Here is a 22,190-nt window from a genome sequence, read left to right as displayed (position 1 = left end):
GTTGAGCAGAGACCAGGGCGCTTAACAGAGGCGCAAGTCTGTAGATGCGCCTCTACCGCCTTCACGCCAGCGCCATGACAGCGGCAAGGGGGGGGGCAGAGCGTGAGCCTGTAAACACGCCTCTACCGCCTTCACTCCACTGCCATGACGGCGGCGAGAAGATGCGGCGATCAGAGCCTGACGGGCGCCACCGAGTGGCGGTTGATAAGGGTCGGGGTGTAGATCCGGCTCTGCACCGTCTCGCTCTCCCCGGCGGCGAGTTGCAACGCCAGCTTGGCGGCCTGGGCGGCCATGAGCTCGATGGGATAGCGCATGGTGGATAGCTTGGGTCTCAGGTATCTGGCATAGATGATGTCATCGAAGCCCACCACCGAGACCTCTTCCGGCACCTTGAGGCCGTTGTCTGCCAGTACAGAGATGGCCCCTGCCGCCATGGCGTCGTTGTAGGCCACCACGGCCGTGATGGGCAGCCCCTTGGCCAGCAGGTTGAGCATTGCGCGCTCCCCCCCTTCCTCATTGGGCATGCCGCTCTCCACCAGCTCGGGATCGGCGCTCAAACCCGCCTCGGCCAGGGCATCCTGATAACCCTGATGGCGCAGCAGAGCATCCTCGATAGCGTGATCCGAACTGAGGAAGGCGATGTGGCGGTGCCCCAGCTCCAGCAGATGGCGGGTCGCGGTGGCGGCCCCCTGCCGGTTGTTGAGGGCGATGCAGCGGCCCCTCAGGCTGGGGATGTCGCGATTGATCAGCACCATGCCGGGGGCCCGCAGGGCGTAGTCGATGAGCTCCTCGTCGCTGAGCGCCTTGCTGTGCACCACCAGCGCCTCGCAGCGCTTGCCGATCAGCAGCTCTATGGCTTCCCGCTCCTGCTGGGCGCGGTGAAAACCATTACCCATCAGCAGGTGCAACCCCTGTTCCACCGCCACGGCGGCGACCCCCTTGACCAGGGCTCCGAAGAAGGGATCCGCCACGTCACCGACCACCACCCCCATGGTGTCGCAGGTCTGGCTGACCAGGGCCCGGGCGTTGGCGTTGGGGGTGTAGCCCAGCTCGGCCATGGCCTTCTGCACCACCTCGCGGGAGGCGGCGCTGGCCTTGGGTGAGTTGTTCATCACCCGTGAAACCGTTGCCACCGATACATTGGCCAAACGGGCGACATCCTTGATGGTGCTCATGCTGTTTTCACTTATTTCACGGTTCGATATGGCGCCATTATACCGGGCAATGTCACTGATAACAGGGGGAAAAGCCATGTCGATGCATTTATAACCACACAAACAAGTGTAATCGTTTCCACATTTTTGTTAACCAGTTCACAGTTTGTCCGTCAGCCCCTCGGCTAGACTCCTGCTCAGGCTTTCCTTGCGTGAGGCACGAACGGTGGAGAAGAGGATGAGAGTACTGGTGACCGGCGGTTGCGGCTATATCGGCAGCCACACCTGTCTGGCCTTGCAGGCGGCAGGCATGGAGCCTGTGGTGGTGGACAACCTCTGCAACAGCAAGGCCGCCGTGCTGACACGGGTCGCCGCCATCAGCGGGCAGATGCCCAAATTCTATCAGGGGGACATCCGTGATCCGGCCCTGCTGGACAGCATCTTCGCCGAGCAGCAGATAGACGCCGTGATCCACTTCGCCGCCCTGAAAGCGGTCGGCGAATCGACCCGGATCCCCCTCGAATATTATGAGAACAACCTGAGCGGCACCCTGGTGCTGCTGCAGGCGATGAAGCGGGCCGGGGTTCACAACCTGGTGTTCAGCTCCTCGGCCACCGTCTACGGCGACCCGGCCAGCACCCCCATCCGGGAAGACTTCCCGCGCAGCGCCACCAATCCCTATGGCCGATCCAAGCTGATCATCGAGGAGATCCTCGAGGATCTGCAGACTGCCGAACCCCACTGGAGCATGACGCTGCTGCGCTACTTCAACCCGGTCGGCGCCCACGAATCCGGCACCCTGGGGGAGGATCCCCAGGGCATGCCCAACAATCTCATGCCCTATATCACTCAGGTGGCCATTGGCCGTCGTGACTGTCTCTCGGTCTTTGGAAACGATTACAACACCCTGGATGGCACAGGGGTGCGCGACTATATCCATGTGATGGATCTCGCCGAGGGGCACGTCAAGGCGCTGCACCACTGTGCGGGGCGAGGCGGCGTCCACCCTTACAACCTGGGTACGGGCCAGGGCCAGAGCGTGCTGCAGATGGTGGCGGCGTTCGAGGCGGCATGCGGCCGCCCCCTACCCTGTCGCATCGAACCCAGACGCCCGGGTGACATCGCCGAATGCTGGGCCGATCCCGCCAAGGCCGAGCGCGAGCTGGGCTGGCATGCCACCCGGGATCTCGCGGCCATGTGCGCCGACAGCTGGCGCTGGCAGTTCGCCAACCCGAACGGTTACGAGGAGTAGGCCTGACGGCCTGCCCGTTACGATTTTCTCAACTCATTGATTGGAGTGATGATGTTCAACCCTGTTGATCACCCCCACCGCCGTTTCAACCCGCTGACCGGCCAGTATGTACTGGTCTCCCCCCACAGGGCCAAGCGCCCCTGGCAGGGTCAGGTCGAAAAAATAAGCCAGGCACCGAGCCAGTCCCACGATCCGGACTGCTTCCTCTGTGCGGGCAACAAACGCGTCACCGGCGACCAGAATCCCGACTATCAGGAGACCTTCGTCTTCACCAACGACTTCGCCGCCCTGATGCAGGACACCCCGGCCGCCGACAGCCAGCAGGATCCCCTGCTGAAGCTGGAGGCCGCCCGCGGCACCAGCCGGGTCATCTGCTTCTCGCCGGATCACGGCAAGACACTCCCCGAGCTGGCGCTGCCCGCCATAGAGGCGGTGATCAGCACCTGGATGAGCCAGGTGGCCGAGCTGTCGAGCCAGTGGGACTGGGTGCAGGTCTTTGAAAACAAGGGCGCCGTCATGGGCTGCTCCAACCCCCACCCCCACGGCCAACTGTGGGGCAGCGACTTCCTGCCCAACGAGATCGCCCGCGAAGAGCAGCACCAGCGCAACTGGCTGGCCGAACACGGCCGCCCGCTGCTGCTGGACTATGTGGAGCGGGAGCTGGCGGACAGATCCCGCATAGTGGTGGAGACGACACATTGGCTGGCAGTGGTGCCCTTCTGGGCGGCCTGGCCGTTCGAGACCCTGCTGCTGCCCAAGGCCCATGTGCCCTCCCTGCTGGGTCTCACCCGTGAGCAGCAGGAGGATCTGGCGGTGGCACTCAAGGAGCTCACCAGCCGCTACGACAACCTGTTCGAGTGCAGCTTCCCCTACTCCATGGGCTGGCACTTCGCGCCGCCCAAGTCGGATTGCCCCGAGGCCTGGCAACTGCATGCCCACTTCTATCCGCCCCTGCTGCGCTCCGCCACGGTACGCAAGTTCATGGTGGGCTTCGAGATGCTGGCCGAAACCCAGCGAGACCTGACCCCGGAACAGGCCGCCGAGCGCCTGCGCTCCCTCTCCCCCGTTCATTACAAAGCCAATGAGGTGACCCCATGACCCCGAGCCAACGCGTCAGCGCCGTATTTGCCGAGCAGTTTGAGCAACAACCCGACCTGCTGGTGCGCGCCCCCGGTCGCGTCAACCTCATCGGCGAGCACACCGACTACAACGACGGCTTCGTGCTGCCCTGCGCCATCGACTACGAGACCTGTGTCGCCATCGGCCTGCGCAGCGACAACCTGGTGCACGTGATCGCCGCCGACTACGGCAACCAACGGGATCTGTTCGACCTGGACAAGCCCATCACCCATCATCCGGACCAGCGCTGGAGCGACTACATTCGCGGCGTGGTCAAGCATCTGCAAGCCCGTGGCCATGCCCTGCGCGGCCTCAATCTGGTGGTCTCAGGCAACGTGCCCCAGGGAACAGGCCTGTCGTCGTCCGCGTCTCTTGAGGTGGCCATAGGCCAGGCCTTCAAGGAGGCCCTGGGGCTTCACATCAGCCAGGCCGAGATCGCCCTCAACGGCCAGCAGGCGGAGAACCAGTTCGTCGGCTGCAACTGCGGCATCATGGATCAGATGATCTCCGCCAGTGGCAAGCAGGATCACGCCCTGCTGCTGGACTGCCGCTCCCTGGAGACCCGTCTCATCCCCATGCCCGAAGATCTGGCGGTGCTGATCGTCAACTCCAACGTGCGTCGCGGCCTGGTGGACAGCGAATACAACACCCGCCGCCAGCAGTGCGAGACCGCCGCCCGTCACTACGGGGTCAAGGCCCTGCGCGACCTGGATCTGGCCGCGCTGGAAGCGGGCAAGGCCGGGCTGGACGAAGCCTGCTACCGCCGTGCCCGCCACGTGGTGGGGGAAAACGCCCGCACCCTGGCCGCCGCCGAAGCGCTGGCCTCTGGCGATCTGGTGCGACTCGGCGAGCTGATGGGCCAGTCCCATACCGCCATGCGGGATGACTTCGAGATCACCGTGCCCGCCATCGACGGCCTGGTGGAGATCATCAAGGCAGAGATCGGTACCCAGGGCGGCGTACGCATGACAGGGGGTGGCTTCGGTGGCTGCGTGGTGGCCCTGTTGCGCCCGGCGCAGGTGGACGAGGTGATCGCCGTGGTCGAGGCCCAGTACCCGGCCAGGTTTGGCCTCAAGGCGGACTGCTACGTCTGCCGCGCCAGCGCCGGGGCCGGCAGGCTCTAACGGGAAGCACATGAGTGACAGGTCACTGACCATCGAAACGGGCAAACCATGAAGACATTCGAACTGGAAAACGAGGAGGGGCTGCGCCTGCGCGGCCTCGAATTTGGCGCCACCCTCACCTCCCTCAGCCTGCCGGTGGCCGGCGTGCGCCGTGAAGTGTTGCTGGGCTGCGCCAATGAGGTCTATGCCACCCAGCAGGTGTGGCTGGGGGCGGTGGCGGGGCGCTTTGCCAACCGCATCGGCGGCGCCGAGCTGGTGCGAGGGGACGAACGCTGGTCCCTGGACGCCAATCAGGCCCCCCATTGCCTGCACGGCGGACGGGTCGGATTCCATCGTCAGCCCTGGCAGATAAAGGAGCGAGAGGCGGACAGGGTCAGGCTGGCCCTGCTCTCAAGGGCGGGAGATCAGGGCTTCCCCGGCAACCTTCGGGTGACCCTGGAGTATCGGCTGGAGCAGCAGGATCTGGTGGTCGACTTCAGGGCCAGTACGGACGCGCCGACCCCGGTCAGCCTCACCAGCCACGCCTATTTCAATCTCGATGGCCAGCAAAGCGGCAGCGATCTGCGCTCTGATATTCGCAATCATGCCATCAGCATCAATGCCGATCGCTTCCTGCCCACCGACCAGAGCGGTTTGCCGCTCGCCATCACGCCGGTGGAGGGCCCCTTCGATATGCGCACCGAACGCCCCATAGGCCAGGATTGGCTGAGCCACCCCCAACAGCAGCAGGCCAAGGGCTTTGATCACGCCTTTCTGCTGAACGGCCCCGAACGGGCGTGGGCGGCACGGGTGGTCTCAGGGGATAAGCAGCTGGTGATGGAGGTCCATACCAATCAGCCCTCCCTGCAGTTCTACACCGGCAACTGGCTGGCCAGCACGCCGGACCGCAGCGGTCGGCCATACCGGGATTACGACGGTTTCTGCCTGGAGGCGCAACAGCTGCCGGACAGCCCGAACCGGCCCGAGCTCGGCGACCCCTGGCTGCTGCCGGGCCAGCTGTATCACCACCAGACCCGTTACCGCCTGATCCCCGCAGGCTAAGACCCCCTACCGATCTCCCCCTTCGAAAGGGGTGGCGCTATGACGCCCCTTATGAAGGGGAGAGGTGGGGTTCTTCACCCTCTCTTGCTGACGACAGTCCACCGAGCCAACTCAGGAGTCTTGATGAACATGGATGATCACTACCTCGCCGCGCCGGATCGTTACCAGCGCCAGCCCTACAGAGCCGCCGGTCGCCACGGCCTGCGCCTGCCCGGCATAGGCCTCGGGCTCTGGCACAACTTCGGCGCCGGGAGCGATCCCGCCAGGGTGAAGGCCATGGTGCATCAGGCCTTCGATCTGGGGATCACCCACTTCGATCTCGCCAACAACTACGGGCCGCCGCCGGGCTCCGCCGAGACCACCTTCGGCGGCGTGCTCAAGCGCAGTCTGGCCCCCTACAGAGACGAGCTCATCATCGCCAGCAAGGCGGGTTATGTGATGTGGGACGGCCCCTACGGCGATGGCGGCAGCGCCAAGTACCTGTTTGCCAGCCTGCACCAGAGTCTGCGCCGGCTCGGGCTCGACTATGTGGACATCTTCTATCACCACAGGCCGGATCCCCGCACCCCGCTGGAGGAGACCTGCCAGGCACTGGCGCTCATGGTGCGTCAGGGCAAGGCGCTCTATGTGGGCCTCTCCAACTACCCGGCCCCGCTTGCCGCCCAGGCGGCGACCCGGCTGGCCGAACTCGGCACCCCCTGCCTGGTCAACCAGCTCAAGTACTCCCTGTTCCAGCGCGACATCGAGGCCGAGACGCTGCCGGTCTGCCGCGAGCAGGGGGTGGGCGTGGTCGCCTTCTCGCCCCTGGCGGGCGGTCTGCTGAGCGATCGCTATCTGGCCGGCATTCCGGCGGATTCCCGCGCCGCCAGCGCCAGCCCCTTCCTCCAGCCAGACCAGATCACCCCGGACAAGCTGGCCCGCATCCGCGCCCTCCACGCCCTGGCGCAGCAAAGGGGGCAGCCCCTGTCACAGCTGGCATTGCAGTGGGTGCTTCGCGATCCCGTGGTGAGCTGCGCCCTGATTGGCGCCAGCAGCCCGCAGCAGATAGTGAGCGCGGTCGAGGCCCTGGCCCTGCCGCCACTGGACGAGGCGCTGCAGCAGCAGATCCTGGCGGTGCTGGCATGACGGGCCTATGCCGCTGACCATGTCAGAAGATGACGGAACCAGGGGACTGGCGGCCCCTGCCCCGCGCCGCCCGCAGACAGACGACCCCGGCCGCGCGGCACCTAGCGGGTTCGACGGTCCCTTCCAATAATCTCTGGTTGCCCGCGTGATTTTCCGCCATCATTGGCCGCCCCGACCCTGATCGGGGCTGATTTTATCCGGACCCATCAACCAAGAGATCTGTACCATGACCGAATCCTACGCCCTGTTTGTGGCCTTCGTGCTGGGCATAGTGGAAGGCCTGACCGAGTTTCTGCCCGTTTCCTCCACCGGCCACATGATCATCGTCGGCCACCTGCTCGGTTTCGAAGGCCCCAAGGCCGCCACCTTCGAGGTGGTGATCCAGCTGGGCTCCATCCTGGCTGTGGTCGTCATGTTCTGGCGCCGGCTGTTCGGCCTCATCGGCATCCATTTCGGTCAGAAACCGGCACCTGGGCATGCCACCCTCTCCCTGGTGCACATCATCCTCGGCATGCTGCCCGCCGTGCTCATCGGGCTGGCCATCCACAGCTGGATCAAGGCCCATCTGTTTGGCCCTGAAACCGTGATGTATGCCCTGGTGGCCGGCGGCATACTGCTCATCATCGCCGAGAAGTTCCGCCCAGCCGTCACCGCCGAGACCCTGGACGACATCAGCTACAAGCAGGCGTTCGGCATAGGTCTGTTCCAGTGCCTGGCGCTCTGGCCCGGTTTCTCCCGCTCCGGCGCCACCATCAGCGGCGGCATGCTGATGGGCATCAGCCGCCATGCGGCGGCCGAATTCTCCTTCATCATGGCGGTGCCCATGATGATGGCGGCCAGCGGACTGGACCTCTACAAGAGTCGCGACTTCCTCTCCATGGCCGACTTCCCCATGTTTGCGGTGGGCTTCATCACCGCCTTCGCGGTCGCCATGGTCGCCATCAAGACCTTCCTGGCGCTGATCCGTCGCCTCGACTTCATCCCGTTCGCCATCTACCGCTTCGTGGTGGCCTTCGCCGTCTACCTGGTATTTGTGGCCTGATCCCGAGTGATTGCCTGATGAAAAAGGGACCGTTAAGGTCCCTTTTTCTATTGCTGCCCGCACTCAATAGAGGCGATGGCTGATGCCGTTGAGCAGCCGCGACAGTCCCTTGGTGAAGTGGACGGGTGCGTCCTGCACCGTGTAACAGAGGCAGCCGTCCGGGGTGTGCGGGCTGTGGGCGTGACTGGCGTCGCGCCAGATGAAGTCCCCCGCCTGATAGCAGATGTCCCCCTCCTGCATGTTGCCCGCCAGCAGCAGGGTCAGCTCATAGCCCTTGTGGGTATGCTCGGGAATGCGGCCACCGGCCTCGATGTGGAGCAGGCTGGCGCGTGCTCCCATCTCGTCGAGCGGCAGGCTGTGCTGGCGAATGGCGCCCACATGGCGCCACTTGGGCGCATGGTGGCGGGCCAGCACCCGTGGCAGCCGGTAGGATTGGCCCGCTACCCGCAACTCGGAGGCCGGCCGCACCTGCTGCGCTAGCTCGGCCACTGTCGCCACGGGTTGTTGCAGTATCTCCGCCAGCATGGCGTCGAGCCCGGCCGGCAGCCCCTGGTCCGGTGCGACCGGCGCCAGGAGCTGGTTCGCCAGCTCAGCCTCAAGGGTCTGTACCTGGGCGGCACACTCGGGGCAGAGCTCGCAATGGGCAGAGACACCGACGGCCAGCGGCAGGGGCAACTCGTCGGCGGCGAAGGCCCGCAACATGAGTTCGGTCGGATGGGTCTTAATCATGGCCTTGCTCCACTTGCTCTTTCAGTTTCTGTAATGCCAGCCGGAGGCGGGACTTGATGGTCCCGAGCGGGACGCCTAGCCTGTCGGCCAGCTCCTGCTGGGAAAACTCCTGCAGATAGATGCCGCGCACCACCTGTTGTTGCGGCTCCGGCAGGGTGGCGAGGTAATCTGCCATCTGGCGGGTCAGCACGGCGTCCTCCCCGCCGCTCAGGTGCTCCTCTTCCGCCCTGAACTCCAGCAGGGGCCACAGCTCCTCGGCGCAGAGATCCTCCTTGCTGGCGCGACGGCGCCGCAGCATGTCGAAACTCTGGTTGCGCATGACGGTGTAGATCCAGGTGGTCGGCGCCCCCTTCTCGGGGTGATAGAGCCGCGCCTTCTGCCACACCAGCAGCATGGTCTCCTGCACCAGCTCGAGGGCGTTGGCCTCGCTGCCGAGGTGGCGCATCCCATAGCTGCGGATGCGCGGCGCGAAGTGGTGGAACAGGGTGGCGAAGGCGACCTTGTCGCCATGTTCGGCCACCCGAATGAGAAGAGACGTCAGATCGCCATCTGGGTTGTCCATGGGGGGCGATATCCTGCGTGGAGCCGATTGTGGTTGGCCAGTATATGCCATTGCGCCATCCCTTGAGTGTTGCTGTCATCACCATTACGACGGGCGGGGCAAAAGGATCACCGGGAACGGGAATTCAGTGGCTCGCGACCAGCAGGCCGCTCAGCAGGGAGAGGGCGGGCTGGTTGTCCTTGGCCGCGACCAGCCACTGCTTCTGCTCCACCGGGATGGGCAGCACCTCCAGCCAGCGCTGGGCTACCCAGCTGGCGTCGTCCCAGTCGGGCTCGGGGTAGAGGGCAGCGTATTCCGGGTAGTCGTTGAACACATCCTGCAGCGCCTTGGCCAGGGTGTGCTGGTCGGCCTTGAGCCGGCCGCTCTGCCAGGGGGGTAGCGGCTCCACCTCGCCGACCCGCAGGCCGTCAGGCTCCTGCCACAGATCGACTATCCTGACTCGCTCCACCCCGAGCACTGTGATGCCGAGCAGGCCGTCCGGCAGCAGATCGAAATCGATGATCCGCACCCGGGTGGCGATGGGATACATGTTGCGCATGGCCTCGGGCTGGCGGGGGTCCAGCATGCAGAGCGCAAACTCCCGCTCCCGCACCTCGGCTATCATGCGCTGATACCTGGGTTCGAAGATGCGCAGCGGCATGATGCCACCGGGCAGCAGGTGGGCGGAGAGTGGAAACAGCACCAGTGTCATCGGGATCGTCCTCTAGCGACTTCCTCTAAGGATACGACCGCCGGACGGCGCGGGATCATTCAGAGCAAATTGGAATAAATAACCCCTTAACAATCAGGGGAAAATAGCCTGGACAAGCCGCTTCGATATGCAGTAGAAATGGATAACCACCACTTATTCAAATCAATATTCTGCAATGTGGTGAAAAACGCAGTGAAATATCCGCCACCCCAAGGGGGTCGGGCCATTCCTATAGTTTTCTCGGCCCGATGCGGGTAAAATTCACGCCCTTATCCAGTCAGTCATTTTTCGACGCGCAACCTCGGTGGTCAGTTATGAAAGAGCATATTCATCATCTACTTGAACAAACGGTAGCCAATCTCAAGTCCGCAGGCGTCTTGCCGGCCGACCTGGAAGCCCGGGTGCAAGTAGACCGATGCAAGGAGAAGGCTCACGGCGACCTGGCCACCAACCTGGCCATGCTGCTGGCCAAACCGGCCCGCAAGAACCCCCGTGAGCTGGCCGCTGCCATCATAGAGCACCTGCCCGCCTCCGATCTGATCGCCAAGGTCGAGATCGCCGGTCCCGGCTTCATCAACTTCTTCTTCGACCCGAGCTGGCTGGCCGGTCAGGTGGAAGCCATGGTGACCAGTGCCAACGCCAACGTGAAGCTGCCCGCGCCACAAACCGTGGTGGTGGACTACTCCGCCCCCAACGTGGCCAAGGAGATGGCGGTGCACCACATCCGCAGCACAGTCCTCGGTGACGTCGCCGCCCGCGCCCTGGAGTTCCTCGGCCACAAGGTGGTGCGTGCCAACCACATCGGCGACTGGGGCACCCAGTTCGGCATGCTGATCGCCTACCTGGAGAAGATGGCCAACGAGCACGCCTCCGACATGGAGCTCAAGGACCTGGAAGCCTTCTACACCCAGGCCAAGCGTCACTACGACGAAGACGAAGCCTTCGCCGAGCGCGCGCGCAACTACGTGGTCAAGCTGCAGGGTGGCGATGAGTACTGCCGCACCATGTGGAAGAAGCTGGTCGACATGACCATGGAGCAGAACCAGCGCAACTACGATCGCCTGAACATCTCCCTGTCCAACAAGGACATCATGGGCGAGTCCATGTACAACGACATGCTGCCCCAGATAGTGGCCGACCTGAAGGCCCGTGGCTTGGCGGTCGAGAGCGAAGGGGCCACAGTGGTGTTCCTCGACGAGTTCAAGAACAAGGATGGCGAGCCCATGGGCGTCATCATCCAGAAGAGCGATGGCGGCTTCCTCTACACCACCACCGACATCGCCTGTGCCAAATACCGTTACGAGAGCCTGGGCGCCGACCGTGTCATGTACTTCATCGACTCCCGTCAGCACCAGCACCTGATGCAGGCCTGGACCATCACCCGCAAGGCGGGCTATGTGCCGGAATCCGTACCGCTTGAGCACCACGCCTTCGGCATGATGCTGGGCAAGGACGGCCGCCCCTACAAGACCCGTTCCGGCGGTACCGTCAAGCTGGTCGATCTGCTGAACGAGGCCGAAGAGCGCGCGAGTGCCCTGCTGGAGAGCCGCAACAGCGATCTCAGCGCCGAAGACAAGGCCAAGGTGGTGCACGCCATCGCCATGGGCGCGGTCAAGTATGCGGATCTCTCCAAGAACCGCACCACAGACTACATCTTCGACTGGGACATGATGCTGTCGTTTGAAGGCAACACTGCCCCTTACCTGCAGTACGCCTACACCCGCATCCAGTCTATCTTCCGCAAGGCGAACATAGATGCCGAGGCCCTGACCGGCCACGTGACCCTGAACGAAGAGGCCGAAGAGGTGCTGGCCCAGAAGCTGATCCAGTTCTCCGACGCGGTCAACGGCGTGGCGGACAAGGGCATGCCGCACCTGCTGTGCACCTATCTGTACGAGCTGTCCGGCAACTTCATGACCTTCTACGAAGCCTGCCCGATCAACAAGGACGGCGTGGACGAAGCGACCCGCAACAGCCGCCTGCTGCTGTGCGCCGCCACCGCCAAGGTGCTCAAGCTGGGCCTGGGCGTGCTGGGCATCCACACCCTGGAGCGCATGTAATAGATGGCGACCCGGGATTACGTCGGCAACAGCCCGAGACGACGGGCCGGTGGTCGTAACATCAAGAAAGCGGCACCTCGCCGCTTTCCTGTTATCCCGGCACTGCTGGCCGGGGCCCTGGTCGTCGGCTTTGGCGCCTTCCTTTACCTGATCAACGGCAAGGGGGCGGATGCCCCCACCATAGAAGAACAGGTGAAGGCCAACAAACCCAAGGCACAGGGCAATACCCTGCCCCAGGAGAAGTGGAGCTACATAGAGCGGCTGGAGAACAAGCAGGTGGACATCATAGAGCCGCCGCCCCAGCCGGGCGTGCTGCCGCCACCGCCTGCCGAGACCCTCACCCTGCAACCCGAGAAGCTGCCGCAGCCGGTACCGACCGAGATCCCCCAACCGGGGACCCCCCTAGGTCAGGTGAAGCCCTTCCAGCCGCAACCGGTGCAACCGACCAAGCCGGCCACCGGTGCCCCGGTCGCCAGCGCCCAAGAGCAGGTGATCGACCAGAAGGCAGAGCGTGAGCGGATGGAGCGGGAGATCCGTGCCGAACTGGAGCGGGAACGCGCCGAGGCCGCCAAGGCCAAGGCGGCGACCCAAACGGCGGCAGCCGACGGCGGTCGCTACATGATGCAGTGCGCCGCCCTGCGCTCGCAGGATTCCGCCGAATCGCTCAAGGCGCGCATCGCCTTCGGCGCCGGCCTCTCCTCCAGCCTGCAGGTGGTCAATGGCGCCAATGGCACCGTCTACAAGGTGATGGTGGGCCCCTTCAGCGGCAAGGCGGCCGTCGATGCGGCCAACCGCAAGCTGCAGGGCTCAGGCATCAGCGGCTGCATTCCCAGAAAAGGCTAGCTACACAGCCAATCAAGAAGGGTCGGGGGACAACCCCGGCCCTTCTCCTTTCGACTCCCCTCTCCCTCGCCGGCATGGCCTCCCCCTTTATCCCGACAACAGGCAGGCTTGAAAAGCCGGTTTGCCATCCCCATCTTTCTTGCCATGCACAGTCCGGCCGTCATTCGGCTCAAGCGAGGTAAGTAAAGTGACTACCATAGTTTCCGTCCGCCGCAACGGCCAGGTCGTGATCGGCGGTGATGGCCAGGTCTCCCTCGGCAACACCGTCATGAAGGGCAACGCCCGCAAGGTTCATCGTCTCTACAACGGCAAGGTGCTGGCAGGTTTTGCCGGCGGCACCGCCGACGCCTTCACCCTGCTCGAGCGCTTCGAAGCCAAACTGCAGGCCCATCAGGGCAACCTGGAACGCGCCGCCGTGGCGCTGGCCAAGGACTGGCGCACCGATCGCGCCCTGCGCCGCCTCGAGGCCCTGCTGGCCGTGGCCGACGAGCACAAATCCTTCATCATCACCGGCAACGGTGACGTGGTGCAGCCGGAGCATGACCTGATCGCCATCGGCAGCGGCGGCAACTTCGCCCAGTCCGCCGCCATCGCCCTGCTGGAAAACACCGAGCTGGATGCCAGGACCATAGTCGAGAAGTCCCTCAAGATTGCGGGCGACATCTGCGTCTTCACCAACGGCAACCACACCATCGAAGTGCTTGACTACAGCGCCAAGTAAGGGCGCCCGTCAGCCAACTCATTCTCCAAGGGGTGGGCCCTGCCCGCCCCGGATACAGGAACTCCATCATGTCCGAGATGACCCCGAGAGAAATCGTCCACGAGCTGGACAGACACATCATCGGTCAGGCCGATGCCAAGCGTGCGGTGGCCGTGGCCCTGCGCAACCGCTGGCGCCGGATGCAGCTCAGCGAAGAGATGCGCCATGAAGTGACCCCGAAAAACATCCTGATGATAGGCCCGACCGGGGTCGGCAAGACCGAGATCGCCCGTCGTCTGGCAAAGCTCGCCAACGCCCCCTTCATCAAGGTGGAAGCGACCAAGTTCACCGAAGTGGGCTATGTGGGCAAGGAAGTGGACAGCATCATCCGCGATCTCACCGATGTCGCCATCAAGCTGGTGCGCGAGACCGAGATGGAGAAGATGAAATACCGCGCCGAGGAAGCCGCCGAGGAGCGCATCCTCGACGCCCTGCTGCCGAACCCGCGCAACAGCTGGGGCGAGGAGGAGAAGGCCGACAACTCCAACACCCGCCAGATCTTCCGCAAGAAACTGCGGGAAGGTCAGCTGGATGACAAGGAGATAGAGCTGGATCTGGCCGCCACCCCCATGGGCGTCGACATCATGACCCCGCCGGGCATGGAAGAGATGGCCAACCAGCTGCAGGGGCTGTTCCAGAACCTGGGCCAGCAGCAGAAGAAGAAGCGCAAGATCAAGGTCAAAGAGGCCATGAAGGCGCTGATCGAAGAGGAAGCGGCCCGTCTGGTCAACCCGGAAGAGCTGAAGCAGAAAGCCATTGCCGCGGTCGAGAACAACGGCATCGTCTTCCTCGACGAGATCGACAAGATCTGCAAGCGCGGCGAGAGTTCGGGCCCCGATGTCTCCCGTGAAGGGGTACAGCGCGACCTGCTGCCGCTGGTCGAGGGTTGCACCGTCAACACCAAGCACGGCATGGTCAAGACAGACCACATACTGTTCGTCGCCTCCGGCGCCTTCCAGGTGGCCCGTCCGTCGGATCTCATCCCCGAGCTGCAGGGTCGTCTGCCGATCCGGGTCGAGCTGACCGCACTGACTACCCATGACTTCGAGCGGATCCTGACCGAGCCGAACGCCTCCCTGACCGATCAGTACCAGGCGCTGATGGCCACCGAAGGGGTCAAGATCGAGTTCACCCAGGACGGCATCCGCCGTCTGGCCGAGGCGGCCTGGCAGGTCAACGAGCGCACCGAGAACATAGGTGCCCGCCGCCTGCACACAGTGATGGAACGGCTGATGGAAGACATTTCCTACGATGCCTCCGAGAAGTCCGGCGAGACCTTCGTCATCGACACCGACTACGTCAACGCCCACCTAGGCGCCCTGATCGAGGACGAGGATCTGAGCCGCTATATTCTGTAAGCTCGCCGCCTCCCGTTAGACAAACGCCTCCCTTCGCGGAGGCGTTTTTTATGCGTCCCGGCTCAGGCCCTGGCCAGCATCCCCTCCCGGCGGCGACACACCAGCCAGAATGCCAAACCAATCAGCAAGGCGCTCAGGGCGAAGAGGGCCCGGGTGCCGAACACCAGCTCGCTGGCCAGGGTCAGACCCTGCTCTCCCACCAGGGCGGCGAACAGGCCGCCGAGCCCGGCCACCCCGGTCAACTGGCCCAGATTGCGCGACAGGGTCAGCAGACCGGCCACGGCACCCCGGGTCTGCTCACTCGCCCCACCCACCACGGCACTGTTGTTGGCGGTCTGGAACAGGGCATAGCCGGCTGTCAGCAGCAGTATGGGCAGCAGGTAGCCGAGTGGGCCGAACTGCCCCGCCGCCCCGGCTAGGCCGAGGGCCGCAGCCCCCATGACTGCCAGCCCCAGCCGGACCACCTGCCGCGCCCCCAGCCTGTCCACCAGCCAGCCGGCGGGCATCCCCGTCAGGGCCGCCAGCAGGGGCCCGCCCGATATCATCAGGCCGACAGTCCCGAGACTGAGACCGAAGACCCCCCTCAGGTAGAAGGGGCCTATGAGCAGGGTCAGCACCATGACGCTGGCCACCAGGGCGCTGGCGACAAGGCCGTCGCGCAGCCCCGGGGTCCCCAGCAGCGCCAGCGGCAACAGGGGCACAGGGGCGCGGCGCTCGCGGCGAACGAACGAGGCCGTGACCAGCAGGGCCCCCGCCCCCCACCAGAGGGCAAGGGCGCCCCCCAGAGTCAGCGCCAGGCCGTAGCAGAGCAGGGCCGCCACCAGCAGTGACAGGCTCGCGAGGTTCATCCCCTCTTGTTGTGGCGAGGAGCCGTCCCGAGGCAGACCGAGCCGGGCACAGCCCAGCGCCAGCAGGCTGAGGGGCACCAGCAGCAGGAAGGGGGCCTGCCAGCCAAAGCCGGCCGTCAGCAGGCCGCCAAAGGAGGGGCCGAGCGCAGTGCCGCAGGCCGACAGGGTACCGAGCAGCCCCATGCCCCAACCCCGCCGCGCCGGTGGCACCAGCTGGCCCACCATGGCCAGCGCCAGGGAGAGCATGCAGGCCGCAGCGACCCCCTGCAGGGCACGGGCCGCGATCAGCCAGCCTATGGTCGGCGACAGGGCGCACAGCAACGAGGCCAGCGCAAAGAGCCCCAGCCCCAGGAGCAGCAGGCGACGCCGACCGAACCTGTCCCCCAGTCGGCCAGCCACCACAGTCAGGCAGGTGATCCCCAGCAGATAGGCCACCAGCACCCACTGCAGGCTGGCAAAGGGCACCCCGAAGGCCTGCCCCAGGGCGGGCAGCACCATGTTGGCCAGGCTACCCCCCAACATGGGCAGCAGGGTGGCTAGGCCGAGTGCCAGCAGGCCGAGACGGCGAGCGGCAGGGGTCGGAAGGGGCTTGGATTGTGACATGGCACTGTCTCCGGCAGAGGATGATGCCACAAGGCTAGCGGGGGGCATGAGCCGGCGGAAGACGCACGACTTGCAGCTTATAGCTGCACGAGACGCCATATGAAGATCAGGGTTCTCGCGTATGATGAAGCCAACCGACCGTCATGGGTCATCACCCGGGATCCCCGGCTCGGCGAGGGCAATGCCATGAATACCCCCGACTTCAATCTGCTGTTGACCCTGGATGCCCTGCTGGACGAGGGCAGCGTGGCCGGTGCCGCCAGGCGACTATCCTTGAGCCCCTCCGCCATGAGCCGGGCCCTGGCCAGGCTGCGGGAGACCACGGGTGACCCCCTGCTGGTCAGGGCGGGCCGGGGTCTGGTGCCCACGCCGCGAGCCCTGGCCCTGCGCGCTCAGGTCAGCCAGCTGGTGCAGGATGCGCACGCCGTATTGCGCCCCCAGCAGGAGATAGACCCGGCCCGGCTGGTGCGCACCTTCCGCCTGAGATCCAGCGACGGCTTCGTGGAAGCGGTCGGCCCTGCCCTGCTGGCCCGGCTCGCCGCCGAGGCCCCCGGGGTCAGGCTGCACTTTCTGGCCAAGCCCGACAAGGGGAGCCACCCCCTGCGCAGCGGCGAGCTGGATTTCGAAACCGGCGTCATAGGTGCAGAGACGGCGCCCGAGCTGCGTACCCAGGCGCTGTTTCAGGACCACTTCGTCGCCGTGGTGCGTCCGGGCCACCCCCTGTGCGAGGGCACCCTGACCGCCGCCCGCTATGCCGCCGCCCGCCACATCATGGTGTCACGGCGCGGGCTGGAGCAGGGCCCCATAGACGAGGCCCTGGCGCACCTCGGGCTGGCCCGCGAGGTGGCGACCCTGGTCCCCGGCTTTGCCACTGCCCTGGCGCTGGTGCGAGGCAGCGACCTGGTGGCGACGGTGCCCGAGCGGCACTGCGCCGCCCTGCACGCCGATCTGGTGACCCTGCCCCTGCCCTTCCCGCTGGCAGGGATCAGGGTCGCCCTGATCTGGCACCCCAGTCAGGACGCCGACCCGGCTCACCGCTGGCTGCGCACCCTCATCCGCGAGACCTGCGCCCGGGCCCCCTATGGAGGGGACACCAGAGACAGCTGATCCCCCCGGCGGCAGGCAAATCCACCTCCTGGCCGCCCGGGGAGCACGGCGCGGCCGCCCGGAATTCCGAGGGCTCTGGCACGCTGTGCCCGCCTTTTCCCTCCTTCACGCAGAGCCGTGAGGCGCCGCCCGCCTCTTGTTCAAAAAAAGATCGACCCGCCCCCTTCCCTCGGGTTTATACGAGCGTATAATTCAGATCAAAATCTGTGCAGCAGGAGCCTTGTTAGATGCACCCCACTCGTCAAAAACTGCTCGATACGGGCCTTGCGATCGCCACCGACAAGGGGCTGCGCGGCCTCACTGTGCGCGAGCTGGCGGCGGCGGCCGAGGTCAATCTCGGCACCTTCGTCTACCACTTCGGCAACCGCGACAGCTATATCGACGAGCTGGTGGAGCTCTGGTATGCCCCCCTCTTTGATGAGCTCAAGGCGGTGGCTGCCCGCGGCACCTACCCCTCTGCCCTCGCGACCTTCGAGGCCACCATGGTGGCGGTGATCGCTCTGGTGGCGCGCCAGCGCAGCTTCATCAACCACCTGTTTGGCGATGCCCTGTCCGGCGAGAGTGCGGCCCAGCGCTTTCTGCTGAGCCTGCCGCGCCGCCACCCCCTGCTGCTGCTCGAACAGGTCCAGAAGGCGCAGGCGGAGGGATCCCTGGTGGCGGGCAACCCGTTGCAGCTGATGATCTTCATCATGGGCTCCGTCGGTCTGCCCCTGGTGATCGCCGGTGGCGGTCGCCAGCTCGGCTGGCTGCCTCCGGAGGCGGCGCCGTTTTTGTCCCAGATAGACAACCCCGAGGCCGCCCGGCAACGCCTGACGTGGGCCCTGCGCGGCCTGCGCCGCTCCGAAGGAGATCCCTCATGAAACAGCGAATCGCCATCCTGGCCCTGCTGCTGACCCTGCTCAGTGGCTACCTCGGGTGGCAGGGCCGCCCCCAAGGAGATCCTGCATGAAACAACGCATCGCCATCCTGGCCCTGCTGCTGGCCCTGATCGGAGGCTACCTCTGGTGGCAGGGCCGCCCGGCCGACGGCTCCATCCTCTACGGCAACGTCGACATCCGCGATGTGAACCTGGCGTTCAGGGTCGGCGGCAGGGTCAGCGAGGTGCTGGTCGATGAGGGGGATAGCGTAAAAGCAGGCCAATTGCTGGCCCGCCTCGATCCCGTGCCCCTCGCCCACCAGCGCGACAGCGCCCGAGCCAATCTGGCCGCGATCGAAGCGGCCAACGCCTTGGTGCACAAGGGGTATCGCAGCGAAGAGCGCGATCGGGCACGGGCCGAACTGGCCGCCGCCGAGGCGGCTGCGCTCGAGGCAGAGCAGCAGTGGCGTCGCCAGAGTGCGCTGGCGGCGACCGGTGCCATCTCCCGTGGTCAGCTCGACAGCGCCCGCTCCCAGCGGGATCAGACCCAGGCCCAGGTGCGCTCCGCACGCGAGCAGCTCGGTCAGCTCGAGACCGGCTATCGCCCCGAAGAAATTGCCCAGTCCGATGCCCAGCTGCAAGGGGCCAAAGCGGCGCTGGCCAGTGCCGAACTGGCGCTCGCCGACGCCGTGCTGACAGCCCCGAGCGACGGCATCCTCCTCACCCGCGCCATAGAGACCGGCAGCATGGTGCAGCCGGGAGCCACCGCCTTCAACCTCTCACTGACAGCGCCTGTCTGGGTACGCGCCTATGTGGAGGAGCCCTGGCTCGGCCACTTCCCGAGCGGCGCCCGCGTGACCCTTACTACCGACTCAAGGCCGGACAAGCCCTATCAGGGGGTGGTGGGCTTTGTCTCCCCTACCGCCGAGTTCACCCCCAAATCCGTGGAGACGCCGGATCTTCGCACCCACCTGGTCTACCGGCTGCGCATAGTGGTGCAGGATCCTGACTCTGCCCTGCGCCAGGGGATGCCGGTCACCGTCAGGCTGCAGCCATGAACGCCGCCATCCAGCTCGCCGGGCTCACCAAGCGTTTCGGCGATCGGGTGGCCCTCAACGCCATCTCGGCCACCATTCCGAGCGGCGGCATCACGGGTCTGGTTGGGCCGGACGGCGCGGGCAAGAGCACACTGCTGCGCCTGCTGGCCGGTCTGCTGGTGCCGGAGGCCGGGGAAATCCGGGTGCTGGGGCTGGATCCGGTCCGCGAGGGGGATGCCCTGCGCCAGCGGCTCGGCTACATGCCCCAGCAGTTCGGGCTCTACGAGGATCTCAGCGTGCAGGAGAACCTCAACCTCTATGCTGACTTGCGCGGGGTGCTGGAGCCAGAGCGCAGCCCCACCTTCGAGCGCCTGCTCGCCTTCACCGATCTCGCCCGCTTCACCGCACGGCCGGCGGGCAAGCTGTCGGGGGGGATGAAGCAGAAGCTGGGGCTGGCCTGCGCCCTGCTCGGCACCCCGGACGTGCTGCTGCTCGACGAGCCCGGGGTCGGGGTCGATCCCATCTCCCGCCGCGCCCTCTGGAAGATGGTGCGCGAGCTGGCCCAGGGAGGCATGACGGTGCTCTGGAGCACAGCCTACCTCGATGAGGCCGAGCTGTGCGACCACGTGCTGCTGATGGCGGACGGCGAGGTGCGCACCAGCGGCACCCCGGTGGATCTCATAGGAGCCATGGCGAGCCGCTGCTGGCTGCTGGAAGCCGGAGAACTGGACGGCCGTGAGCGGCGCGCCTTGCTGCGCCGCGCCCTGGCCCACCCGGCGGTGATGGACGGCACCGTGGCGGGGGAGCGGGTGCGCCTGCTGCTGCACCCGGGCCAGATGCCGCCTCCCCTGGCGGAGCTCGGCCTCTCGGAGGGTGGCTTCGTACCGACCCCTGCGCGGCTCGAAGATGCCTTTATCGATCTGCTGGGGGGCGGCCCGGGTGGGGAATCCAGCCTGGCGCAGCTGATGCGCGAGGCCAGCCTGCCCGAGGGGGTCTCCCCGGAGGCGGTGATCGAGGCGCGCCGCCTCACCAAGCGTTTCGGCGATTTCACCGCCACCGACGACGTCAGCTTCGCGGTGCGCCGGGGGGAGATCTTCGGCCTGCTCGGCCCCAACGGCGCGGGCAAGTCCACCACCTTCAAGATGGAGTGCGGCCTGCTGCGCCCAAGCAGCGGGCAGGCGCTGGTGACCGGCATCGATCTGGCCCGCAGCCCCTCGGCGGCGCGTCAGCACCTCGGCTACATGGCCCAGAAGTTCTCCCTCTACAAGCAGCTCACCGTGGCCCAGAACCTGTCGTTCTTCGCCGGCATCTACGGCCTGTTCGGTCGCCAGCAGCAGACGCGCATCGACGCCATGGTGAAGGCGTTCGCCCTCGGCCCCTGGCTCGGCCAGCAGACGGAATCCCTGCCTCTTGGCCTGCGCCAGCGCCTCTCCCTCGCCTGCGCCCTGCTCCACGAGCCGCCGCTGCTGTTCCTCGACGAGCCCACCTCGGGGGTCGATCCTGTGACCCGGCGGGAGTTCTGGTCCCACATCAACGCCCTGGCCGATCACGGGGTCACAGTGCTGGTCACAACCCACTTCATGGACGAGGCGGAGTATTGCGACCGCATCGCCCTCATCTACCGCGGTCGCCTGCTGGCGCTCGGCACCCCGGACGAACTCAAGGCCAGTGCCGCCGGAGGCAACCCCCTCTCCCTGCCAACCTCTTCATTACCAACGATGGAAGAGGCCTTCATCACGCTAGTCGAGCAGGCCAGCGAGGAGGACTCATGAGCATCAACCGCCGCCGTCTGCTGGCCCTGTGCCACAAGGAGTCCCTGCAAATAGTGCGCGACCCCAGCAGCATCCTCATCGCCTTCATCATGCCCGTGGTGCTGCTGGTGGTGATGGGCTACGCCATCAACCTGGACGTGGACCACCTGCGACTCGGCATCTGGCGCACCGACGGCGGCGCCCCGGCCATCCGCCTCGAACAGGCCCTGCGCGGCTCGAACGCCCTTGAGGTGCACGGCGGTCCGAGCAAGGAGGCGCTGCTCGGCAGCCTTGAGCGCGGCGAGATCCGCGGCCTGCTGGTGATCGACGAGGGGTTCTCCCGTGCCATGGCGGGCCAGGGCGGCGGCACCCCCAGGGTCTTGCTGCTCACCGACGGCTCTGAACCCAACACGGCGAACTTCGTCACCAACTACGTGCAGGGGATCTGGCAGGGGTGGCTCGTCAGGGAGGGAGTCTCCCTGCCGGTGGCGGTGGAGAGCCGCGCCTGGTTCAACCCGGCCCTGGTGAGCCGCAACTTCCTGGTGCCCGGGTCCATCGCCGTGGTGATGACCATCATAGGCGCCCTGCTCACCTCCCTGGTGGTGGCCCGGGAGTGGGAGCGCGGCACCATGGAGGCCCTGCTCGCCACCCCGGTGACCAAGACAGAGCTGCTGCTCTCCAAGCTGTTGCCCTACTACGGGCTCGGCATCGCCGCCATGCTCATCTGCCTGCTCTTCTCGGTGGCCGTGATGGGGGTGCCCTGGCGCGGCTCGCTGATCTCCCTGTTCGTGCTCACCACCCTGTTTCTCGGCAGCGCCCTCGGGCTCGGGCTCTTTCTCTCTACCGTGATGCGCAGCCAGTTCAACGCCGCCCAGGCCGCGCTGACGGCAGCGTTTCTGCCGGCCATGATGCTCTCGGGCTTCGTGTTCGAAATCGCCAGCATGCCGCCGCTGCTGCGAGCCATCACCCACCTGATCCCGGCTCGCTACTTCGCGAGCTCGTTGCAGACCCTCTACCAGGCGGGCAACGTGCTCTCCATCCTGCTGGTCAACGGCGTCTGCCTGTTGCTGCTGGCCGCCTTCTGGCTGGCCCTCACCGCCCGCAAGACGCGGCGCACCCTGGAGTAAA

20 protein-coding genes are annotated in these 22,190 nt (G+C 65.8%); 15 read left to right on the top strand and 5 right to left on the bottom strand.

Annotated elements, in window-relative coordinates:
• Positions 1-170: 170 nt before the first annotated feature.
• Positions 171-1,175, bottom strand: a complete 1,005-nt coding sequence (locus G4923_RS14680) for a substrate-binding domain-containing protein (RefSeq protein WP_106885518.1) — start codon at positions 1,173-1,175, stop codon at positions 171-173.
• Positions 1,176-1,392: 217 nt separating this feature from the next.
• Here G4923_RS14680 and galE point away from each other — a divergent pair, with 217 nt between their 5' ends.
• From galE to bacA, 6 genes are all read left to right on the top strand, one after another.
• Positions 1,393-2,406 carry a UDP-glucose 4-epimerase GalE gene (gene galE, locus G4923_RS14675; RefSeq protein ID WP_106885517.1) on the top strand — a complete coding sequence of 338 codons (1,014 nt, stop codon included), beginning with the start codon at positions 1,393-1,395 and terminating at the stop codon, positions 2,404-2,406.
• 51 nt (positions 2,407-2,457) lie between these two features.
• Positions 2,458-3,504 carry a UDP-glucose--hexose-1-phosphate uridylyltransferase gene (locus tag G4923_RS14670; RefSeq protein WP_205596969.1) on the top strand — a complete coding sequence of 349 codons (1,047 nt, stop codon included), beginning with the start codon at positions 2,458-2,460 and terminating at the stop codon, positions 3,502-3,504.
• On the top strand, positions 3,501-4,649 hold the full coding sequence (galK, locus tag G4923_RS14665) for a galactokinase (RefSeq protein WP_163137511.1): 1,149 nt from the start codon (positions 3,501-3,503) through the stop codon (positions 4,647-4,649). Before G4923_RS14670 ends, galK begins: the two co-directional genes overlap by 4 nt.
• Positions 4,650-4,697: 48 nt before the next feature.
• Positions 4,698-5,690 (top strand): galactose-1-epimerase, encoded by a 993-nt coding sequence (gene galM / locus G4923_RS14660; RefSeq protein WP_163137510.1) that lies wholly within the window; start codon positions 4,698-4,700, stop codon positions 5,688-5,690.
• Between the two features lie 129 nt (positions 5,691-5,819).
• Positions 5,820-6,815, top strand: a complete 996-nt coding sequence (locus tag G4923_RS14655; protein ID WP_163137545.1) for an aldo/keto reductase — start codon at positions 5,820-5,822, stop codon at positions 6,813-6,815.
• Between the two features lie 226 nt (positions 6,816-7,041).
• The gene (gene bacA, locus G4923_RS14650) at positions 7,042-7,857 is read left to right on the top strand and encodes an undecaprenyl-diphosphate phosphatase (RefSeq protein ID WP_163137509.1); all 816 of its coding nucleotides are present in this window, start codon (positions 7,042-7,044) and stop codon (positions 7,855-7,857) included.
• Between the two features lie 63 nt (positions 7,858-7,920).
• Here the strand turns inward: bacA and G4923_RS14645 are convergent, their stop codons facing one another.
• From G4923_RS14645 to G4923_RS14635, 3 genes are all read right to left on the bottom strand, one after another.
• The gene (locus G4923_RS14645; protein WP_163137508.1) at positions 7,921-8,586 is read right to left on the bottom strand and encodes a ChrR family anti-sigma-E factor; all 666 of its coding nucleotides are present in this window, start codon (positions 8,584-8,586) and stop codon (positions 7,921-7,923) included.
• Positions 8,579-9,148: a sigma-70 family RNA polymerase sigma factor gene (locus G4923_RS14640; RefSeq protein WP_025328693.1), complete on the bottom strand. Its 570-nt coding sequence runs from the start codon at positions 9,146-9,148 to the stop codon at positions 8,579-8,581. Before G4923_RS14640 ends, G4923_RS14645 begins: the two co-directional genes overlap by 8 nt.
• Before the next feature lie 124 nt (positions 9,149-9,272).
• Positions 9,273-9,839 (bottom strand): LON peptidase substrate-binding domain-containing protein, encoded by a 567-nt coding sequence (locus G4923_RS14635; RefSeq protein ID WP_111910874.1) that lies wholly within the window; start codon positions 9,837-9,839, stop codon positions 9,273-9,275.
• Positions 9,840-10,153: 314 nt separating this feature from the next.
• Between G4923_RS14635 and argS the strand changes: the two genes are divergently transcribed.
• The 4 genes from argS (at position 10,154) to hslU (ending at position 14,860) form a co-directional block, all read left to right on the top strand.
• A complete protein-coding gene (gene argS, locus G4923_RS14630) occupies positions 10,154-11,899 on the top strand; it encodes an arginine--tRNA ligase (protein ID WP_163137507.1) in 1,746 nt (581 codons plus the stop codon).
• Between the two features lie 3 nt (positions 11,900-11,902).
• Positions 11,903-12,742: an SPOR domain-containing protein gene (locus G4923_RS14625; RefSeq protein WP_163137506.1), complete on the top strand. Its 840-nt coding sequence runs from the start codon at positions 11,903-11,905 to the stop codon at positions 12,740-12,742.
• A 187-nt stretch (positions 12,743-12,929) separates the two neighbouring features.
• Entirely contained in the window at positions 12,930-13,463 is a 534-nt protein-coding gene (gene hslV / locus G4923_RS14620) for an ATP-dependent protease subunit HslV (RefSeq protein WP_005340772.1), read from the top strand.
• 68 nt (positions 13,464-13,531) lie between these two features.
• The gene (hslU, locus tag G4923_RS14615; protein WP_005328414.1) at positions 13,532-14,860 is read left to right on the top strand and encodes an HslU--HslV peptidase ATPase subunit; all 1,329 of its coding nucleotides are present in this window, start codon (positions 13,532-13,534) and stop codon (positions 14,858-14,860) included.
• Positions 14,861-14,922: 62 nt separating this feature from the next.
• Here hslU and G4923_RS14610 read toward each other — a convergent pair whose 3' ends face one another.
• Positions 14,923-16,311 carry an MFS transporter gene (locus G4923_RS14610; RefSeq protein WP_163137505.1) on the bottom strand — a complete coding sequence of 463 codons (1,389 nt, stop codon included), beginning with the start codon at positions 16,309-16,311 and terminating at the stop codon, positions 14,923-14,925.
• A 186-nt stretch (positions 16,312-16,497) separates the two neighbouring features.
• On the opposite strand from G4923_RS14610, the gene G4923_RS14605 reads away from it, so the two are divergent.
• The 5 genes from G4923_RS14605 (at position 16,498) to G4923_RS14585 (ending at position 22,189) form a co-directional block, all read left to right on the top strand.
• Entirely contained in the window at positions 16,498-17,418 is a 921-nt protein-coding gene (locus G4923_RS14605) for a LysR family transcriptional regulator (RefSeq protein WP_163137544.1), read from the top strand.
• Between the two features lie 227 nt (positions 17,419-17,645).
• Entirely contained in the window at positions 17,646-18,278 is a 633-nt protein-coding gene (locus G4923_RS14600) for a TetR/AcrR family transcriptional regulator (protein WP_163137504.1), read from the top strand.
• A gap of 85 nt (positions 18,279-18,363) precedes the next feature.
• Positions 18,364-19,332, top strand: coding sequence for a secretion protein HlyD (hlyD, locus tag G4923_RS14595; protein WP_163137503.1), 969 nt, complete (start codon positions 18,364-18,366; stop codon positions 19,330-19,332).
• A complete protein-coding gene (locus G4923_RS14590; protein ID WP_163137502.1) occupies positions 19,329-21,083 on the top strand; it encodes an ATP-binding cassette domain-containing protein in 1,755 nt (584 codons plus the stop codon). Before hlyD ends, G4923_RS14590 begins: the two co-directional genes overlap by 4 nt.
• Complete coding sequence (locus tag G4923_RS14585; RefSeq protein ID WP_163137501.1) at positions 21,080-22,189, top strand: ABC transporter permease; 1,110 nt, start codon at positions 21,080-21,082, stop codon at positions 22,187-22,189. The genes G4923_RS14590 and G4923_RS14585 overlap by 4 nt, the downstream gene beginning before the upstream one ends.
• The last annotated feature ends 1 nt before the right edge of the window (position 22,190 follow it).

The organism is Aeromonas rivipollensis, assembly GCF_010974825.1.
GTDB classification, from domain to species: domain Bacteria; phylum Pseudomonadota; class Gammaproteobacteria; order Enterobacterales; family Aeromonadaceae; genus Aeromonas; species Aeromonas rivipollensis.
This window is presented reverse-complemented; position numbering and strand designations above follow the sequence as displayed.

Bases quoted from the DNA above. Each gene is read 5' to 3' on its own strand.
- G4923_RS14635 (WP_111910874.1), bottom strand. From the start codon at position 9,839: ATGACACTGGTGCTGTTTCCACTCTCCGCCCACCTGCTGCCCGGTGGC.
- hslU (WP_005328414.1), top strand. From the start codon at position 13,532: ATGTCCGAGATGACCCCGAGAGAAATCGTCCACGAGCTGGACAGACAC.
- G4923_RS14655 (WP_163137545.1), top strand. From the start codon at position 5,820: ATGGATGATCACTACCTCGCCGCGCCGGATCGTTACCAGCGCCAGCCC.
- G4923_RS14590 (WP_163137502.1), top strand. From the start codon at position 19,329: ATGAACGCCGCCATCCAGCTCGCCGGGCTCACCAAGCGTTTCGGCGAT.
- G4923_RS14680 (WP_106885518.1), bottom strand. From the start codon at position 1,175: ATGAGCACCATCAAGGATGTCGCCCGTTTGGCCAATGTATCGGTGGCA.
- G4923_RS14640 (WP_025328693.1), bottom strand. From the start codon at position 9,148: ATGGACAACCCAGATGGCGATCTGACGTCTCTTCTCATTCGGGTGGCC.
- G4923_RS14670 (WP_205596969.1), top strand. From the start codon at position 2,458: ATGTTCAACCCTGTTGATCACCCCCACCGCCGTTTCAACCCGCTGACC.
- galM (WP_163137510.1), top strand. From the start codon at position 4,698: ATGAAGACATTCGAACTGGAAAACGAGGAGGGGCTGCGCCTGCGCGGC.
- hlyD (WP_163137503.1), top strand. From the start codon at position 18,364: ATGAAACAACGCATCGCCATCCTGGCCCTGCTGCTGGCCCTGATCGGA.
- galK (WP_163137511.1), top strand. From the start codon at position 3,501: ATGACCCCGAGCCAACGCGTCAGCGCCGTATTTGCCGAGCAGTTTGAG.
- G4923_RS14605 (WP_163137544.1), top strand. From the start codon at position 16,498: ATGAATACCCCCGACTTCAATCTGCTGTTGACCCTGGATGCCCTGCTG.
- G4923_RS14610 (WP_163137505.1), bottom strand. From the start codon at position 16,311: ATGTCACAATCCAAGCCCCTTCCGACCCCTGCCGCTCGCCGTCTCGGC.
- G4923_RS14645 (WP_163137508.1), bottom strand. From the start codon at position 8,586: ATGATTAAGACCCATCCGACCGAACTCATGTTGCGGGCCTTCGCCGCC.
- argS (WP_163137507.1), top strand. From the start codon at position 10,154: ATGAAAGAGCATATTCATCATCTACTTGAACAAACGGTAGCCAATCTC.
- bacA (WP_163137509.1), top strand. From the start codon at position 7,042: ATGACCGAATCCTACGCCCTGTTTGTGGCCTTCGTGCTGGGCATAGTG.
- G4923_RS14625 (WP_163137506.1), top strand. From the start codon at position 11,903: ATGGCGACCCGGGATTACGTCGGCAACAGCCCGAGACGACGGGCCGGT.
- galE (WP_106885517.1), top strand. From the start codon at position 1,393: ATGAGAGTACTGGTGACCGGCGGTTGCGGCTATATCGGCAGCCACACC.
- G4923_RS14585 (WP_163137501.1), top strand. From the start codon at position 21,080: ATGAGCATCAACCGCCGCCGTCTGCTGGCCCTGTGCCACAAGGAGTCC.
- G4923_RS14600 (WP_163137504.1), top strand. From the start codon at position 17,646: ATGCACCCCACTCGTCAAAAACTGCTCGATACGGGCCTTGCGATCGCC.